We start from the raw sequence: 17,021 nt of genomic DNA on the forward strand, positions 1-17,021 counted from the left end.
TGACGACTGGTTGGGAGGGAAGAAGCCGAGCTACGCCCGCTTCCTTCGCCTTACTTTCGTCTCCGCCGCCAGCAGCCGCTCGAACACCGCGCGCACCTCGCGCTGGGTTTCGAACAGGTGCGCTTCCAGCGTCGAGAAGTCCGGCATGGTGCCGGCGCGCGCGAGCAGGTGGCGCAGCGCGATGCTGGCGTCCGCCGGCTTGAACGGCGCCGTCACCGCGAGCCGCAGCACCTGGGTCAGGTCATGCAGCAGCCGGCAGGCATCGCCCAGGGTCTGGCCGTCCGCGGCGCTGAGCAGGCCGAGCCGGGTCGCATTGGCGATGACACGCTGCGTCGAGGTGTCGGCAATGTCCGGATGCCGCGCGGCATGGGCGAGCACGAGGTACTGCGCCAGGAACTCTATATCGACGAGGCCACCGGCGGCGTATTTCAGATCCCAGGGATCGTCCTCGCCCTTCTCGTCGGCGATGGCGCCGCGCATGTCGACGATGTCGGCGGCGAGCCGCGTGGCGTTGCGCTCGCGGCGCAGCACCGCGGCAATGGCCTTCTCCACCTCCGCGCGGAACGGCCTGGAGGCGCAAACCACGCGCGCCCGGGTCAGCGCCATGTGCTCCCAGGTCCAGGCTTCCTCGGCCTGGTAGATCTCGAAGGCGGCGAGCCGCGTCGCCACCGGGCCGGCGCGGCCGGACGGGCGCAGCCGCAGATCCACTTCATAGAGCTGGCCGGCATTGGTCGGCGTGGTCAGCGCGCTGACCAGGCGCTGCGTCAGCCGGGCGAAATATTGCGCGCCATAGAGCGGGCGGGCGCCGTCGGATTCCGGCTGCTCCTCGTCAAAGTCGTAGAGCATGATGAGGTCGAGGTCGGAGCCGGCGGTCATCTCGCGCCCGCCCAGCTTGCCCATGGCGAGCACCGCCACCTCGGCGCCCTTGACCTTGCCATGAACCTCGGCGAAGCGCGCCTTCACCGCCGTGGCGAGGCCGCGGATGATGACGTCGGCGAGGCGCGCATAGGCCTCCCCGGCGCGGTTGGCCGAGAGCGTGCCGGCGAGGATGCGCACGCCGAGCAGCACATGATATTCTTGGCGGAAGCGGCGAGCACGGTCGAGCAGGTCTTCCTCGTCCTCGGACTCGGCCAATAGCGCGGTGAGCCGTGCCTCCAGCGCCGCCTCGTCGGGCAACGCGCCGAAGAAGGTGGGGTCGAGCAGCGCATCGACCAGGCTGGGGCGGTGCGCCAGCATCTCGCCGAGCCGCGGCGCGGTGCCGAGTATGGTGGCGAGCAGCCGCACCAGATCGGGATTGTGCGCCAGCGCCGCCATCAGGCGCAGCCCCGTCGGCAATTCCTGGAAGAAGCGGTCGGCGGCGACCAGCGCGCGGTCCGGCTCGCCGCCGCGGGCGAGCGCATCGAGCAGGCCCGGCACGATCATGGCGAGCTGCTCGCGGCAGGCCGGGATCTTGAGCGCGCGATAATGCCCGCGCAGCCAGCGGCGCACCGTCTCGCTCGCCGCCTTCGGCTCGGCATAGCCGAGGCGGTGCAGCGTTGCGAGCGTCTCGCGGTCGTCGGCGCCGTCGGGGAATTCCAGCCGGCCCTCCACGGCGGCGCGCGGCGGGGCGTCCTCGAACAGCTTGGAATAATGGTGCTGCACCCGGGTCAGGCGCTTGCCGAGTTCGCTGGCGAAATCGTCGCGACCGGCATAGCCCATGAAGCGGGCGAAGGCGTCGACGGCGGCCTCGTCCTCGGGCAGCGAATGGGTCTGCGCATCCGCCACCATCTGCAGCCGGTGCTCGACCCGGCGCAGATAGACATAGGCCTCTTCCAGCTCGTCATGCGCGTCCTGGCCGATCCAGCGATCGACGGCAAGACGGTCCAGCGCCTCCAGCGTGCGCGGATTGCGCAACGAGGGATCGCGGCCGCCGGCGATGAGCTGCTGGGTCTGCACGAAGAACTCGATCTCGCGGATGCCGCCGCGGCCGAGCTTCACATTGTGGCCTTCGATGGCGATCGCCTCATGGCCGCGAAAGGCGTGGATCTCCTGCTTCATGGCGTGCACGTCCGCCACAGCCGCATAGTCCAGCGAGCGGCGCCAGACGAAGGGCGCGAGCTGGCGCAGGAACGCCTCGCCGAGCGCGAGGTCGCCGGCGATCGGGCGCGCCTTGATATAGGCGGCACGTTCCCAGGTGGCGCCTTCGCGCTCGTAATAATCCAGTGCGGCGTCAAGCGAGAGCGCGATCTGGGTGGAGGCCGGATCGGGGCGCAGCCTGAGATCGACGCGGGCGACATAGCCGTCGCCGGTACGCTCCTGGATCAGGCGAACCAGCGTGCGGGTGAGGCGCACGAAGAACGGTGCGGCCTCGACATCCTTGGCGAGCGGCGCGGCCTCGGGGTCGTAGAGCACAATGAGGTCGACATCGCTCGAATAGTTCAGTTCGCGCGCGCCATGCTTGCCCATGGCGAGCACGGTGTAGCCGGAGCCTGAGCCGAAGGTGCCATGCTTGCGCAGTTTCCGCCCAGCCACGGCTTCCCGCAGCAGATAGTCGACGGCGGCAGAGATCGCGGTGTCGGCGGTGGCGGTGAGCTCGCGGGTGATGGTGGTGAGACCGAAGGCGCCGCCGATGTCGGCGAGCGCGATGGTCAGCGCCGAGGTCGAGCGCAGCCGGCGCAGCGCCCGCATCACCTCGTCCTCGCTGGTGGCCGCAGCCACCGTGGCGAGCGCGCGATTTCGGGCGGCTGCGAGGGCGCTCGCGGGATCCGAGGAGAGGATTTCGAGGAGGCGCGGCGGATCGACGCGGATGAGGTCGGAAAGGAACGGAGAACCGGCGGCGACCGCTTCCAGTACCGCGCGGGCCTGCGGATGGAGGCCGATGATTCGGTTGATTTCGGCCTTGATCGGGCTGGCAGCGTGGGAGAGCAGGTCGGAAAGCGCCTGTTTGCCGCCTTGCACGGCCTCGGGCGCCTCGTGGATAAGCCCCGCGAGCGTCATAGCGTCGTCATGTTCCGCCAGTTTCACGCGTCGCGACGCCATTCCGTCTCCTGCCTTTCCCGTCAATCCAGTCAGAGCTTACGCGAAGCTGGTTGTCAAAATGCTGCTGAACCCGTCGTGAAGGGCGCGTTCATGCAATTACGCGTTGGAAGCGCGCCCGGCTTCAGCATCCTTCGAGGCCCGGCGTCGCCGGGCACCTCAGGATGAGGTCGCGTTTAGAGAACGACCTCATCCTGAGGTGCCGCGAAGCGGCCTCGAAGGATGCCCACGCAGGGCAACCGCCCCCTCACCCCACCGTCGGCACATCGAGCGGCAGCTCGATCACCACGCGCAGGCCCGGAGCGTTGTCCTCCAGCGCGATGGTGCCGCCGTGCAGATGCGTCACCGCCGCTGCCAGCGACAGGCCGAGGCCGGAGCCCGGCTGGGTCCGGCTCTCCTCCAGCCGCACGAAACGCTCCAGCACGCGCTTGCGGTCGGCCTCGGGAATGCCCGGCCCCTGGTCGGCAACGATGACGCAGGCGTTTTGATCCCGCCGCTCGGCGCTGATGCGCAGGCTGCGGCGCTCGCCCAAGTCTGGTGCACTGTATTTAATCGCATTGTCGATCAGATTCGAGAGCGCCTGCCCGAATAGTTCGCGCACGCCGCGCACCATCAGCGGTTCGTGCGCCTCGACCACGAGGTCGATGCCCTGCTCGTCCGCCACCGGCTCGTAGAGTTCGGCCACCGCATTCACGCTCTCGGCAAGGTCGAACGCCACCATCTTGTCGCGCGCTTGCCCGGCCTCGGCACGGGCGATCATCAGCAGCGCGTCGAAGGTGCGGATCAGCCCGTCGGATTCGTCGATGGTGTGCTCGGTGGCGGCGCGCCATTGCTCGTCGCCCGAGGCGGTGCGCAGCGCATCCTCGGCGCGGTTGCGCAGCCGGGTGAGCGGGGTCTTGAGATCATGGGCGATATTGTCGGACACTTCCTTCAGCCCGGCCATCAGCGCCTCGATGCGCTCCAGCATGGCGTTGAGGCTGAGGGCGAGGCGGTCGAACTCGTCGTCGCTGCCATGCACGGCGAGCCGGCCGGAGAGGTTGCCGGCCATGATGCTCTCGGTGGTCCCGGTCATCTGGTCGATGCGCTTCAGGACGCGGCGGGTAACGAAAAGGCCGCCGGCGACGCCCATCACCACCAGCACCACCAGCCCCCACAGCGCCGGGCGGATGATGATCTGGCGCAGCTCCTCGCGCTCCACCACGTCGCGCCCGACCAGCACGCGGAACTCGCCGGGCAGGAACAGCACCTTCACCAGCGCGCGGCTGGGATGCCCGCTCTGGTCCTCGGAGCGGACATAGTCGATCTCCTTCCAGCCCGGCGTGTCGATGATGTTGAGCGGCAGGTTCAGCACATTGCCGGCCAGCGTCTCGCCGGTGAAGGTGGTGATGAGATAGAGCCCGGCGCCCGGCGCGCGCGAGCGCCGGTTGATGATCGACACCAGCCGGTTGATGCCGCCGAGACGGTACTGCTCGTCGAGGATGCGGGCCTCGTTCTCGATCGCCTCGGTGGCCTGGCTGATGACCAGGCGCTGGGTGTGCCAGCCGAGATAGGCGATGACCGACGCCGCGAAGATCGCGAAGACGATGAGGTAGGCCGCGATCAGCTTGAACGCGGTGGTGCGCGTCAGCCTACCGAGCGACGTCACGGACAATATATCCGGCGCCGCGCACCGTATGCAGCAATGGCGGCTCGAAGCCCTTGTCGATCTTGGAGCGCAGCCGCGAGACGTGGACGTCGATGACGTTGGTCTGGGGATCGAAATGATAGTCCCAGACATTCTCCAAGAGCATGGTGCGCGTCACCACCTGGCCGGCATGGCGCATCAGATATTCGAGCAGGCGAAACTCGCGCGGCTGCAGCACGATCTCATGCCCGGCGCGGGTGACGCGATGGGCGAGGCGATCGAGCTCGAGATCGGCGACGCGGTAAACCGTGTCGGTGCCCTGCGGGCCGCCGCGCCGCGCCAGCGCCTCGACGCGGGCCAGCAATTCGGAGAAGGCATAGGGCTTGGGCAGATAGTCGTCGCCGCCGGCGCGCAGGCCGGTGACGCGGTCGTCGACCTGGCCGAGCGCGGAGAGGATGAGCGCCGGGGTCTTGTCGCCGCGGCCGCGCAATTCGGTGATCAGCGACAGGCCGTCGCGCCGCGGCAGCATGCGGTCGACGATCAATACGTCGTAGCCGCCGTCGAGGGCGAGGGCGAGGCCCTCTTCGCCATCGGCGGCGTGGTCGGCCACATGGCCGGCCTCGCGAAAAGCCTTGCGGAGATAATCGGAGGCGTCGCGGTCATCTTCGACGACGAGCAGGCGCATGGCGAAGTCTTCGGCGGTCCGGGCGAGATCGGCGCGCTCGATGGGTCGATAGTCGAGAGTGCCGAAGGTGGAGGGATTCGTGCTCATGACCATGTACGCCATTTCTCGCCCCGCGCCTAATCAATGCCGTGTGGACGAAGCCTCGCGGACGCTGCGTTTGGGGGGTGGAAAGCGACACGGGGAGCCCTTGCGAGCTCCCCGTGCGCCATCGGACCGGTTGTGACCCTAGGGGGGCGACGGAACAGGCCATAGCCGGGACCGATATGCCCCGGGGCGAAATCCGCCCCGGTTAGTACTCAGAGTAGGCTTTCTCCCCCTCTCCCCATTGGGGAGAGGGTCGGGGTGAGGGGTCTGCAACACTTCGCAGCCTCGTCACCCCTCACCGACCCGCTTCGCAGGCCACCTCTCCCCAACGGGGAGAGGGAAAGTACAGCTCAGCCTCAGCCGTTCGACTTGCCAAGCGAGATGGCGACGAAGCGCGTGCCCTGCTCGGACTTCACCCGCATCAGCACCGCCTTGCGGTTCTCCTTGCGGGCTTCGGCGAGGCCCGAGCGGACGTCGGCCGGGGTCATGACCGGCTTGCCACCCACGTCGAGGATGACGTCGCCGGACTTGATGCCGCGCTCAGCGGCCGGGCCGTTCGGATCGACCTGGGTGACCACCACGCCTTCGTTACCAGCGCCGGCAACACCCTTGGCGGGGGCCAGCGACAGGCCGAGGCGCGGCAAGCCGGCGCCGGCCGCATCGCCCTGGTCATTATTGTCGTCGCCGGCCTTCTTGTCGGCGGAGGCGACTTCGTTCGGCAGCTGCTCCAGCGTCACCGCCACCTTCATGTCCTTGCCATTGCGCAGGACAGAGAGCTGAACGGTGGTGCCCGGCTTCTTCTGGGCGATCTTGCGCGACATCTCGCGGCTGTCCTTCACCGGATCGCCGTCGATCGCGGTGACGACATCACCCGCCTTGAGGCCGGCCTTGTCGCCCGGGGTGCCGGACTGGACCTGGGCGATCAGCGCGCCGGAGTCGTCCTTCATGCCGAGGGCTTCGGCAACATCGTCGCTGACTGCCTGGATCTGCACGCCGACATAGCCGCGGGCCACGGTGCCGCCGCTCTTCAGCGCGTCGACCACCTGCGAGACGGTCTCCGAGGGGATCGCGAAGGCGATGCCGACATTGCCGCCCGAGGGGGAGACGATGGCGGTGTTCATGCCGATGACGTCGCCGTTCAGCGAGAAGGTCGGGCCACCGGAATTGCCGCGATTGATCGGGGCGTCGATCTGCAGGAAGTCGTCATAGGGGCCGGAGCCGATGTCGCGGCCACGGGCCGAGACGATGCCCGCGGTCACGGTGCCGCCGAGGCCGAACGGGTTGCCGACCGCGACCACCCAATCGCCGACGCGCGGCGCGGAGGTAGCGAGCTTCACCCAGGGGAAGTCACCCTTGCCGTCGACCTTGAGCAGCGCGACGTCGGTGCGCGGATCGGTGCCGATCACCTTGGCGGTGTAGGTCTTGCCGTCGGTGGTGGTGATGTCGACCTCGGTCGCCTGATCGACGACGTGGTTATTGGTCACGACATAGCCGTCGGCGGAGATGAAGAAGCCGGAGCCCTGGCCGACGATGCGGCCGTGCTGCTCGGGACCGCGCGGGCCGCGCTGGCCACCGTCCGGCGTGATGCCGAAGCGCTTCATGAAGCGCTCGATCTGCGGGGGCACGTTCTGGCCACCGCCGAACGGATTGCCGTCGCCGTCATCGTCGTTCATCGCGGTCTCGGCCGGCTCGTCCTTCTTCACCTTCACGCTGACGACAGCGGGGGTGACCTTCTCGACGATGTCGGCGAAGGAGAAGGTGTTGGCGGGCTGCGAGGTGGTGATCTGCGCGAGCGCGGGGGTCACGGCCTCGGGCAGAGCGAGGGCGCCGAAAGCGCCGCCGGCAAGAGCGAGGGTGAAGACGCCGGCGAGCAGGCGATTGCGGCTCGAGCGCAGGGGGGAGGTCTTGTTTTCGGGAAGCGCGTTGCGCGACATGAGTGCGTCCTCGTTCGTCTCATCACTGCCCCTGGCGGGCAGGCTTGAGATGCAAGCTAGGACGTCTCGCCTTAACGCAAACTGGCGGGGGCGTTAAAGTTTCGTAAGGTCCGCAGCCGGCGCATCGAGCAACCGGTGGAGTTTTTCTTCCTCCTCGGGCGACAACCCTGCGGTAGCCTGAGCCTCCTGCCGGCGGCGGCGCGCAAAGACAAAAGCGCCGGCAAAGCCTGCAACCAGAACGGCAAACGGCGCTACCCAGAGCAGCACATTGGCGCCGTGCAGGGTCGGGCGCATCAGCACGAACTCGCCATAGCGGGCGACCAGGAAGTCGAGCACCTGATCATTGCTGTCGCCGGCCTTCAGCCGTTCACGAACCAGAATGCGCAGGTCACGGGCCAACGGGGCGTCCGAATCATCGATCGACTGATTCTGGCAGACCATGCAGCGCAGTTCGCGCGACAGCTCGCGGGCGCGGGCTTCCATCGCCGGATCGGCGAGCACCTCGTCCGGCTGCACGGCAAGCACCGGAGTGGCAATGCTCAAGCCGGAGATGAGCAATGCCAGGGCAAGGAGGATGGCGCGCATCCACCCAGGTACACCCTCATGCCCGGGCTTGACCCGGGCACCCAGTGACCGAGCTGGTGCTCCCAGCCTTCTGGATCTCCGGGTCAAGCCCGGGGATGAGGGAAGGTGGGAGCGAGCGCTGTTCATGGACATCACTCCGCCGCCGCGACCTGCGGCGTGCGCCGCGCCTTGGCAGGCTTGGGAGCGCCGACGCGCAGGCGGCGGTCGGAGAGCGACAGCACGCCGCCCAGCGCCATCACCACGGCGCCGAGCCAGATCAGCGTCACCAGCGGCTTCCAATAGGCGCGTACGCCGATGCCGCCGCCGGGCAGTTCGTCGCCGACGCTGACATAGAGCTGGCTGAAGCCGAAGGTGCGGATGCCGGCCTCGGTGGTCGGCATGTTGCGCGCCATGAACAGCCGCTTGGAGGAGGTGATGGTGCCCTCCACCACGCCGCCGCGGCGGATGTCGAACACCGCGGCGACCTCGCGGAAGTTCGGCCCGGTGCGCGGCTCGACGCGGGCGAGCGTCAGCTCATAGCCGCCGAGCGCCAAGGTGCCGCCCTGCTTGATGCCGGCGATGCGCTCCTCGCTCCAGCTGGTCTCGCTGACGATGCCGATCAGCACGATGCCGACGCCGGCATGAGCCAGCGCCGCGCCATAGGTGGCGCGCGGCAGGCCGCGCAGGCGCGCCCAGGCGGTCGCGAGCGGCACCCGGCCGAGACCGGCGCGCTCGGCGATGTCGACCACCGCGCCGAGGATGACGAAGGCGGCAAGGCCGAGCCCGGCCAGCGCCAGCACCGGCCCGCCAATGGTGACGAAACCGGCGAGTACCGCGACCAGCAGCGCGCCGCCAAAGGCCCACAGCAGGCGCTGGGCGACGCCATAGAGATCGCCGCGCTTCCAGGCCAGCAGCGGGCCGAACGGCATGGCGAAGGCGACGGGCAGCATCAGGCTGCCGACCACCAGATTGAAGTAAGGCGGGCCGACGGTGATCTTCTCGCCGTCGAGCGCCTCCAGCACCAGCGGATAGAGCGTGCCGATCAGCACCGCCGCCGCTGCCGCGGTGAGCAGCAGATTGTTCAGCACCAGCGCGCCCTCGCGCGAGATCGGCGCGAAAATGCCGCCCTGCTTCAGAAGCGGCGCGCGCCAGGCGAACAGCGACAGCGAGCCGCCGATGAACAGCACGAGGATGGCGAGGATGAAGACGCCGCGGGTCGGGTCTGTGGCAAAGGCGTGCACCGAGGTGAGCACGCCGGAGCGCACCAGGAAGGTGCCGAGCAGCGACAGCGAGAAGGCAAGGATGGCGAGCAGCACCGTCCACACCTTGAGCGCGTCGCGCTTTTCCATGACGACGGCGGAGTGCAGCAGCGCGGTGCCGGCGAACCACGGCATCAGCGAGGCATTCTCCACCGGGTCCCAGAACCACCAGCCGCCCCAGCCGAGCTCGTAATAGGCCCAGTAAGAACCCATGGCGATGCCGACCGTGAGGCAGGCCCAGGCGGCGAGCGCCCAGGGCCGCACCCAGCGCGCCCAGGCGGCATCGATCCGCCCGTCGATCAACGCGGCGACGGCAAAGGCGAAGGTGATGGAGAAGCCGACATAGCCGAGATAGAGCAGCGGCGGATGGATGGCGAGGCCGATATCCTGCAGCACCGGATTGAGGTCGTTGCCCTCGGCCGGCGGCGGCAGCACCCGCAGGAACGGGTTCGAGGTCAAAAGGATGAACAGCAGGAAGGCGACGCCGATGGAGCCCTGCACGCCGAGCACGTTGGCCTTGAGACGCGCCGGCAGGTTCGAGCCGAAAATCGCGACGAAGGCGCCGAACAGCGTCAGCACCAGCACCCACAGCAGCATGGAGCCTTCATGGTTGCCCCAGGTGCCGGTGATCTTGAACAGCATCGGCTTCATCGAGTGCGAGTTCTCGACGACGTTCAGCACCGAGAAGTCGGACTGCACATAGGCGGCGACCAGCGCCGCGAAGGCGAGGCTGACAAAGCCGAAGCCGGCCACCGCCAGCATCGGGCCGGTGCGCATCAGCGCGGTATCGTTGGTGCGCGCGCCCCAGATCGGCAGCGCGGTCTGCAGGATCGCCATGACGAGGGCGAGCACGAGGGCGTAATGGCCGGTCTCGGGGATCATGCGGCGCTCCCGGAAAGGGGTGTTGCGCGGGGGTGGGCATCCTTCGAGGCCGCTGCGCGGCACCTCAGGATGAGGTCGCTATTGAAAAGAACCACCTCATCCTGAGGTGCCCGCGCTCTGCGCGGGCCTCGAAGGATGTTCGCAAGGCCAGGAAGCGTCATCATTGCGCGCCCTCCCCTTCCTTCCAGTGGCCGGACTTCTTCAGCGCGTCGGCGACTTCCTTGGGCATGTATTTCTCGTCGTGCTTGGCGAGCACGCTGTCGGCCTGGAAGCTGCCGTCCGGCAGCAGCACGCCCTCGGTCACCACGCCCTGCCCCTCGCGGAACAGGTCCGGCAGCAGGCCGATATAGGCGACCGTGACATCGGCGGGTCCGTCGGTGACGGTGAAGCGCACATGGGCGTTGTCGGTCTTCACCACGCTGCCGTCCTTCACCAGCCCGCCGAGCCGCAGCCGCGTTCCGGGCGCGGGATGCTGGGCGGCGATGTCGCTCGGCGAGCGGAAGAACACGATGGTGTCGGTCAGCGCATAGAGCACCAGCCCGGCGGCAAGGCCGAGCACGCCGAGCGCGGAGGAGATGAGGACGAGCCGGCGGCCCTTGCGGGTCATGATGCATGTCCCCGCAATAACACCCCCTCATCCCCGGACTTGATCCGGGGATCCAGGGGACCAGAAGCCGCGCCCTGCTTTCTGGATCCCCGGGTCAAGCCCGGGGATGAGGGCAGACTAATTGAGTGGGGAAGAAACATGATCTCAGCTCCCCAGTCCGAGTTGGCGGGTCAGCTCGTCGATGCGGGCGAGCGCGGCGCTGTCCTGCGCGAACTGCTTGCGCGCGTCGCCGGCGGCGGCCTTCGCCTTCTCGCCCTCGCCGAGCACGCTCCAGGCGCGCACCAGCCGCAGCCATTCGTCGATGCCGCCGCCCTGCTGGGCGAGCCGGCTGGCGAGGCCGTCGACCATGGAGCGCACCATGGCGGCGCGATCCGCCTCGCTCATGTTCTGCGCGGCGGCGACCTCGGACGGATTCGGACCGGAGGCCGGCTTCACCCGCGCGAGCGCCTCCTGCACGGTCGGCAGCCACGGCGCGCCTGGCGGCGCGTCGGCGGCGAGCTTGCCCCAGATGGCGGCGGCTTCGTCCTTGCGGCCGTCCTGCTCGGCGGCGAGGCCGAGATAATAGCGCGCCCGCACCGCCATCGGGTCAAGCGCCACCGCCCTGTCGAACGCCGCCTTGGCGGCGGCGGTGACGACGCCGCCATTCGCCGCCACCAGCGCCTCGCCGAGCCCGCCCTCGCGGGCCGCACTGTCGCCGAGCAGGCGGATGGCGTTGGACCAGGCGCGCGCAGCATCGTCATAGCGGCCGGAACGGAAATAGACCGGCGCGATCACCTCATGGCCGCGGCCGTCGTCCGGATTGGCTTCGAGATGGGCCTCGACCTTGCGCACCAGGATGGCGACATCGGCCTCGCCGGGCTGCGCATCGAGCCGCGCGGCCAGCGGCTGGCCCTCATAGGTCGGGGAGCCGAGGTTCAGATAGAGCGCGCCGGCAAGGAGCGGCACGCCGATGAGCGCCAGCACCGCGGCAGCGCGGCGGCGGGTGTCGCTGGGATGGGTAGCTTCGCCGCTGCGCTCGGCGGCGCGCAGCATGCGGCGGGCGACCTCGGTGCGGGCGGCATCGCCCTCGCTGGTGCCGATCAGGCCGCTCGCGCGGTCGCGCTCGATCTCGGCCAGCTGGTCGCGATAGACTGCGAGGTCGGCCTCGGCATCGCCGGCGAGGCGATCCTCCCGCTGCACACGCAGCGGCCAGAGCACCGCCAGAATGGCGGCGCCGGTCATCAGGGCGAAGGCGGTCCAGAGCAACATTAGGTTTCCTCTAATGCGCTGACCTATCCTACGGTTTGATCTACGCCAATGCGCCAGAGCCGCGCAAAGCGGCGCATGGGCTCACAGTGCCGCGAGTGGCGGCGCCCCTGCGTCAGCCCGCCGCGCGTGCGGCGGGCGGTTTTTGCCGTGGTCGGCCTCAGCCGGCGACCGGCGACCAGGTGCCGTCCGGGTTGCGGCAGGCGGTGCCGCGGGCGGTCTGCGGCTGGCCCTGGATATAGATGGTGTGGGTGTATTCGCGGCAACGCGGCGAGGGGCCGCGCGCATAGGCCGGGCCGGCGACGATGGTGCCGTAATTGCCGCTGTCGCCGCGCCAGCTGACCGGTGCGCCCGGCCCGCCATATTCCAGCGCCTGAAGCTCGGCGTCGCGGGCCCGGCGCTGGTCTTCCTGGTCCAGCGCATTGCCGATGGTGCCGCCGATCAGGCCGCCGACCAGCGCGCCCACCGCGGCGCCGCCGACGCTGCGGCCGGTGACGGCGCCGATGATGCCGCCCGCCACCGCGCCGGTGGCCGCGCCGCCCGTGGCCTTCGGCCCGAGCCCGCCATCGCTGGTGCACCCGGCGAGGGTGACGCCGACGAGACCGACGGCAACGAGGTGATACGCGCGCATGGATAGGCCCCTTCCCCGAGACGAAACAGCAGCTTGATTGATGTGCCGGCACAAAGCGTGAGGAATGGGGCGAAACCTAGGCCCGTTGGGGCATGTTCCCAGGGGTGTGGCGCATGGGGAACAAGGTCGTTTTCAAGAGCGACGTCATCCTGAGGTGCGAGCGCAGCGAGCCTCGAAGGATGATGAAGCAGATGGCGCTCTTCCCCTCTCCAGCTTGCGGGGGGAAGGGGGCAGGAAACCGGCCATCGGGGGCGGGCATCCTTCGAGGCTCGGGCTTTGCCCGAGCACCTCAGGATGACGTAGTCCAGATTGGATGGCTCACGCCGCCGGCAGGCGGACGATGCAGCGCAGGCCTTCGAAGGGCGAGGTGGCGAGCGTGAAGCGGCCGCCATAGAGCCCGACCAATTCAGCGACGATGGAGAGACCGAGGCCGGAGCCCGGCTTGGTCTCGTCGAGCCGCTTGCCGCGCTGCAACGCCTCGGCGCGCTGCTGCTCGGTGAGGCCCGGGCCGTCATCGTCGATGATGATCTCGAAGAAGCCGCGGTCGCCGACGCCGCCGCCCGGCAGCGCGGTGACGGTGATCTCCACCAGCGAAAGCGCCCATTTGCAGGCATTGTCGACGAGGTTGCCCAATATCTCCTCGAGATCCTGCCGCTCGCCGCGGAAGCGCAGCCCCTCGGCGATCTCGGTCTCCACGTCGATGCCCTTGACCCGATAGACCTTGGCCATGGTGCGGGCCAGCGCCTCGACGATCGGCCCCACCTCCTCCACCGAGGTGACGACCGAGGCGCGCGCCGCCATGCGGGCGCGCTCCAGATGGTGCGCCACCTGGCTCTTCATGATGTCGGCCTGCTCGCGCACCTTGGTGGACAGCGGCTCCTCGCTCTTGGCCGCCTCGTTCTGCAGCACCGCGATCGGCGTCTTCAGCGCGTGGGCGAGATTGCCGACATGCATGCGCGCTCGCTCGACGATCTCGCGATTGGCCTCGATCAGCCCGTTCACCTCGACGACCAGTGGCGCGATCTCCTCCGGGAAGGCGCCGTCGATCTTGTCGGCCATGCCGGCGCGCACCGCGGCGAGCCCGGCGCGCATGCGCTTCAGGGGGCGCAGGCCGAAGCGCACCTGGAACAGCAGTGTGGCGAGAAAGGCCAGCGCCAGCGCGGCGAAAGTGGTGAGGAGCGCGGTGTCGAAGCCGCTCACCTCGTCGTCGATCTCGGCGGCATCGGCGGCCACCGAGACGATGTAGCGGCCATCCTCGCCGAGATCGACGAGGCGCTCGATCATGCGCAGCCGCTGGTCGGCCGGGCCCTGCACATAGCCGTCGCGCAGCCCGCCGAAATCCGACGGCGTGCCCTGGTCGACGAGCAGCGGCAGGTTGCCCTCGGGCAGCGAGCGCGCGGTCTTGTACTGGCGCGCCGGGCCGTCGATGCGGGTGATCTGCCAGTACCAGCCGGAAAGCGGGAAATTGAACACCGGATCGCCCAGCGTCGCCGGCTCCGGCATGGCGCCGGCCGTGGAATTGGCGACATCGGCGACGATGGTCTTCAGATACACGTCGAGCCGCCGGTCGAAGGCGCGCTCCACCGCCTCGCGATAGACCGAGGACAGCACGAAGCCGGTGACCAGCAGCACCACGGCGATGACCACGGTGGCCGAGACGAACAGCCGGACCGCGAGCGAGCCGGCGTGCAACCAGGCCGGCCCTCGCGCGAATACGGACCGGTTGTCGATCGCAGCCATGGTCAGGCGCTCGTTCAACGTCCGTCCGGCGCCACCAGCAGATAGCCGAGCCCGCGCACCGTCTGGATCACGTCAATGTCGAGCTTCTTGCGCAGGCGCCCGACGAACACCTCGATGGTGTTGGAATCGCGGTCGAAATCCTGGTCGTAGAGATGCTCGACCAGTTCGGTGCGCGACACCACGCGGCCGGTATGGTGCATGAGGTAGGCGAGCAGGCGGTACTCGTGCGAGGTGAGCTTCACCGGGCGCCCGTCCACGGTGACGCGGCCGGAGCGGGTGTCGAGCGCGACCGGGCCGCAGGACAGTTCGCTCGCCGCATGGCCGGTGGCGCGGCGGAGCAGCGCGCGCACCCGGGCCAGCACCTCCTCCATGTGGAAGGGCTTGGCGACATAATCGTCGGCGCCGGCATCGAAGCCCTGCACCTTGTCGCTCCAGCGGTCGCGCGCGGTGAGGATCAGCACCGGCATCTTCTTGCCCTCGCGGCGCCAGCTCTCCAGCACCGAGAGCCCGTCCATCTTCGGCAGGCCGATATCGAGCACCACGGCGTCGTACGGTTCGTTCTCGCCGAGATAATGGCCTTCCTCGCCATCATGGGCGCGGTCGACCGCATAGCCCGCATCGGTCAGCGCTTCGAAGATCTGGCGGTTGAGATCGGGATCGTCCTCGACGACGAGCAGACGCACGGCTTTGCCCCCAAAACGTGAACCGTCCTGCTCTTACAGCAAGCGGCAGCCGGGGAGAATGCCATTGCCGGGCGGTTCTGTCAGGTGGCGAGGTTTTGCAGAGGGTTGGAAGTGGGGATGCGCGGCTTGAGCATCCTTCGAGGCTCGCTCCGCTCGCACCTCAGGATGACGTGGTTCCTTAAAACCCGACGTCATCCTGAGGTGTCGCCGCAGGCGACCTCGAAGGATGTTCACGCAGGACGACCTCACGCCCCCTCCGCCGCCTTGGTCTCCCGCGTGTGCAGCCAGGTCACGGTGAGATACGCCCCCACCCAGGAGCCGATCGCGGCGAAGGCGACATAGATCCATTCCTGGGTGTAGCTGATCACCGCGAAGGCCGAGAGCAGGTACCAGCCGGCACTCCAGTTCGCCGCCGGCACCCGCTTGCGGGCGACGATGGCGGCGTTGAACAGCACATAGACGGTGTCGGTCGCCGCGGTGGAGACGAACACCGCCAACGCGAGCAGCGGATCGAGATGGGGGATGGTGATGGCGGCGAGGTTCACGACGGGCGCTCCGGGGCCGGCGCGCGAGGAGCCGCGCGCCATCGCGCCGACGCTCCTAGGTTGCGACGCGCCTGGCAAGCGGGTGCGGCGCGATGACTCGTGCGCCCGGCCTTGCCGGCGAGTCCGGCGGCGGCTATGTGACTGACGGGTGACGAACTGGGTAATGGTTAATTAACCTGACCGCGTTACCTTCTCATTATTCGATTCAGCGCCCTCGTAATTCGAGTCAGCGTCCTCATAATTTGAATCAGGTTCGGCTCACTATTGAGAAGCCGATTCAATAAGCCGGCTTCCAGCTTCACAAATCGATTCAAGCAGCGTTAATAAGCTACTTTAACGCAGCGTAAATTCCCGCGTGTTGGGAATCGCTTAGCCGGCGTTGCTGAAGTTAAGCCGTAAGGTTACTCACCCGGAGACGGTGCAACTCCCTCTCCCCGTCGGGGAGAGGGTTGGGGTGAGGGGTCTTCTTCGCTCCCAGAGGTGCCCTCTCACCGACCCGCTTCGCGGGCACCTCTCCCCCACGGGGAGAGGAAAGCCGCGCCTGGTGAGCCCCCCACATTGACGCCGCGCGCCCTCCCCGCCAGAACTCGGCACAGGACAACTTGGCTCAGAACCAACCCATGCGCGCTTTGCTCACCGCTGCCCTGCTGCTGCTCGCCAGCCCGGCGCTTGCCATTGTCGGCGGCCAGCCGGCGGGCGGCGCGCTCACCGGCCAGGCGGCGTTGATCGTCTCGACGCGGGGCGCCTCCTGCACCGGGGTGGTATTGGCGCGCGACGTACTGCTTACCGCCGCGCATTGCGTGCAGCCGGCGGCGGATTATGCCGCGGTGGTATTCGAGGCCGCCGGGCCGCGCCTTCTCAAGGCGACGCGGGTGGTGCTGCATCCGCGCTTCGATCCGAACTCGTTCGAGACCCGCCGGCCGACACCGGACCTGGCCCTCATCAAGCTCGGCGAGCCGCTGCCCGATCGCTTCGGACCGGCCGACCTTTCCGCCGATCCCGCGCTGCCGCCGCAGCGCTCGCAATTCCTGATCGCCGGTTTCGGCGTGATCCGCGACGGCGACGGCAAATCCGCCGGCACGCTGCGCACCGTAAGCCTGCCGAGCATCGGCACCACCGGCGGCATCATGGTGCGCCTGTCGAATGGCGAGGCCGCCGGCGGCTGCACCGGCGACAGCGGCGGCCCGGTGCTGGCGGACGGCGTGGTGGTCGGCATCATCGGCTGGTCGACCGCCTCGGGCGGCAAGCGCGGCTGCGGCGGCGTGACCGGGGCAACGCTGGTCGGCCCGCAGCGCGCCTGGATCGACGCGACGGCCCGCGCGATGGGCGCGAGCGTGCAGTAGCCTTCTCCCTTTCCGCGATCGTCATCCCGGACTCCCTTCCCGCCAACGTCATCCCGGACGGCCGCAGGCCGATCCGGGATCGCAAGAAGGTGTTGCGCAGGACTTCCTACGATCCCGGCTCTCCGGCTGCGCCTCCGGCCGGGATGACGACCGCGTCAATCGCACTCGCCTGGCAAGGCG

The 17,021-nt window shown here is 68.7% G+C and carries 13 protein-coding genes; 1 reads left to right on the forward strand and 12 read right to left on the reverse strand.

Annotation, left to right across the window (positions count from 1 at the left end):
- Nucleotides 1-30 precede the first annotated feature (30 nt).
- The 12 genes from G3545_RS09895 to G3545_RS09950 all read right to left on the reverse strand — a co-directional run bounded on the left by G3545_RS09895 (nt 31) and on the right by G3545_RS09950 (nt 15,477).
- Nucleotides 31-3,018, reverse strand: a complete 2,988-nt coding sequence (locus G3545_RS09895) for a bifunctional [glutamine synthetase] adenylyltransferase/[glutamine synthetase]-adenylyl-L-tyrosine phosphorylase (RefSeq protein WP_170012082.1) — start codon at nt 3,016-3,018, stop codon at nt 31-33.
- A 244-nt stretch (nt 3,019-3,262) separates the two neighbouring features.
- Nucleotides 3,263-4,660 carry an ATP-binding protein gene (locus tag G3545_RS09900; RefSeq protein ID WP_170012084.1) on the reverse strand — a complete coding sequence of 466 codons (1,398 nt, stop codon included), beginning with the start codon at nt 4,658-4,660 and terminating at the stop codon, nt 3,263-3,265.
- Nucleotides 4,644-5,324 carry a response regulator transcription factor gene (locus tag G3545_RS09905; RefSeq protein ID WP_170017998.1) on the reverse strand — a complete coding sequence of 227 codons (681 nt, stop codon included), beginning with the start codon at nt 5,322-5,324 and terminating at the stop codon, nt 4,644-4,646. The genes G3545_RS09900 and G3545_RS09905 overlap by 17 nt, the downstream gene beginning before the upstream one ends.
- 440 nt (nt 5,325-5,764) lie before the next feature.
- The gene (locus tag G3545_RS09910; protein ID WP_170012086.1) at nt 5,765-7,342 is read right to left on the reverse strand and encodes a Do family serine endopeptidase; all 1,578 of its coding nucleotides are present in this window, start codon (nt 7,340-7,342) and stop codon (nt 5,765-5,767) included.
- A 93-nt stretch (nt 7,343-7,435) separates the two neighbouring features.
- Nucleotides 7,436-7,927: a cytochrome c-type biogenesis protein gene (locus G3545_RS09915; RefSeq protein ID WP_170012088.1), complete on the reverse strand. Its 492-nt coding sequence runs from the start codon at nt 7,925-7,927 to the stop codon at nt 7,436-7,438.
- Nucleotides 7,928-8,058: 131 nt separating this feature from the next.
- Nucleotides 8,059-10,047, reverse strand: coding sequence for a heme lyase CcmF/NrfE family subunit (locus G3545_RS09920; RefSeq protein WP_170012090.1), 1,989 nt, complete (start codon nt 10,045-10,047; stop codon nt 8,059-8,061).
- 160 nt (nt 10,048-10,207) lie between these two features.
- The gene (gene ccmE, locus G3545_RS09925; protein ID WP_170012092.1) at nt 10,208-10,654 is read right to left on the reverse strand and encodes a cytochrome c maturation protein CcmE; all 447 of its coding nucleotides are present in this window, start codon (nt 10,652-10,654) and stop codon (nt 10,208-10,210) included.
- 144 nt (nt 10,655-10,798) lie between these two features.
- Entirely contained in the window at nt 10,799-11,902 is a 1,104-nt protein-coding gene (ccmI, locus tag G3545_RS09930) for a c-type cytochrome biogenesis protein CcmI (protein WP_170012094.1), read from the reverse strand.
- Nucleotides 11,903-12,059: 157 nt separating this feature from the next.
- Nucleotides 12,060-12,530, reverse strand: coding sequence for a glycine zipper domain-containing protein (locus G3545_RS09935; RefSeq protein ID WP_170012096.1), 471 nt, complete (start codon nt 12,528-12,530; stop codon nt 12,060-12,062).
- Nucleotides 12,531-12,848: 318 nt separating this feature from the next.
- Nucleotides 12,849-14,222 (reverse strand): ATP-binding protein, encoded by a 1,374-nt coding sequence (locus tag G3545_RS09940; protein ID WP_170017999.1) that lies wholly within the window; start codon nt 14,220-14,222, stop codon nt 12,849-12,851.
- Between the two features lie 62 nt (nt 14,223-14,284).
- Complete coding sequence (locus G3545_RS09945; RefSeq protein WP_170012098.1) at nt 14,285-14,953, reverse strand: response regulator transcription factor; 669 nt, start codon at nt 14,951-14,953, stop codon at nt 14,285-14,287.
- A gap of 245 nt (nt 14,954-15,198) precedes the next feature.
- The gene (locus G3545_RS09950) at nt 15,199-15,477 is read right to left on the reverse strand and encodes a hypothetical protein (protein ID WP_170018000.1); all 279 of its coding nucleotides are present in this window, start codon (nt 15,475-15,477) and stop codon (nt 15,199-15,201) included.
- Between the two features lie 641 nt (nt 15,478-16,118).
- On the opposite strand from G3545_RS09950, the gene G3545_RS09955 reads away from it, so the two are divergent.
- Complete coding sequence (locus tag G3545_RS09955) at nt 16,119-16,841, forward strand: trypsin-like serine protease (protein ID WP_170012100.1); 723 nt, start codon at nt 16,119-16,121, stop codon at nt 16,839-16,841.
- Nucleotides 16,842-17,021 lie beyond the last annotated feature (180 nt).

The organism is Starkeya sp. ORNL1, from assembly GCF_012971745.1.
GTDB lineage: Bacteria > Pseudomonadota > Alphaproteobacteria > Rhizobiales > Xanthobacteraceae > Ancylobacter.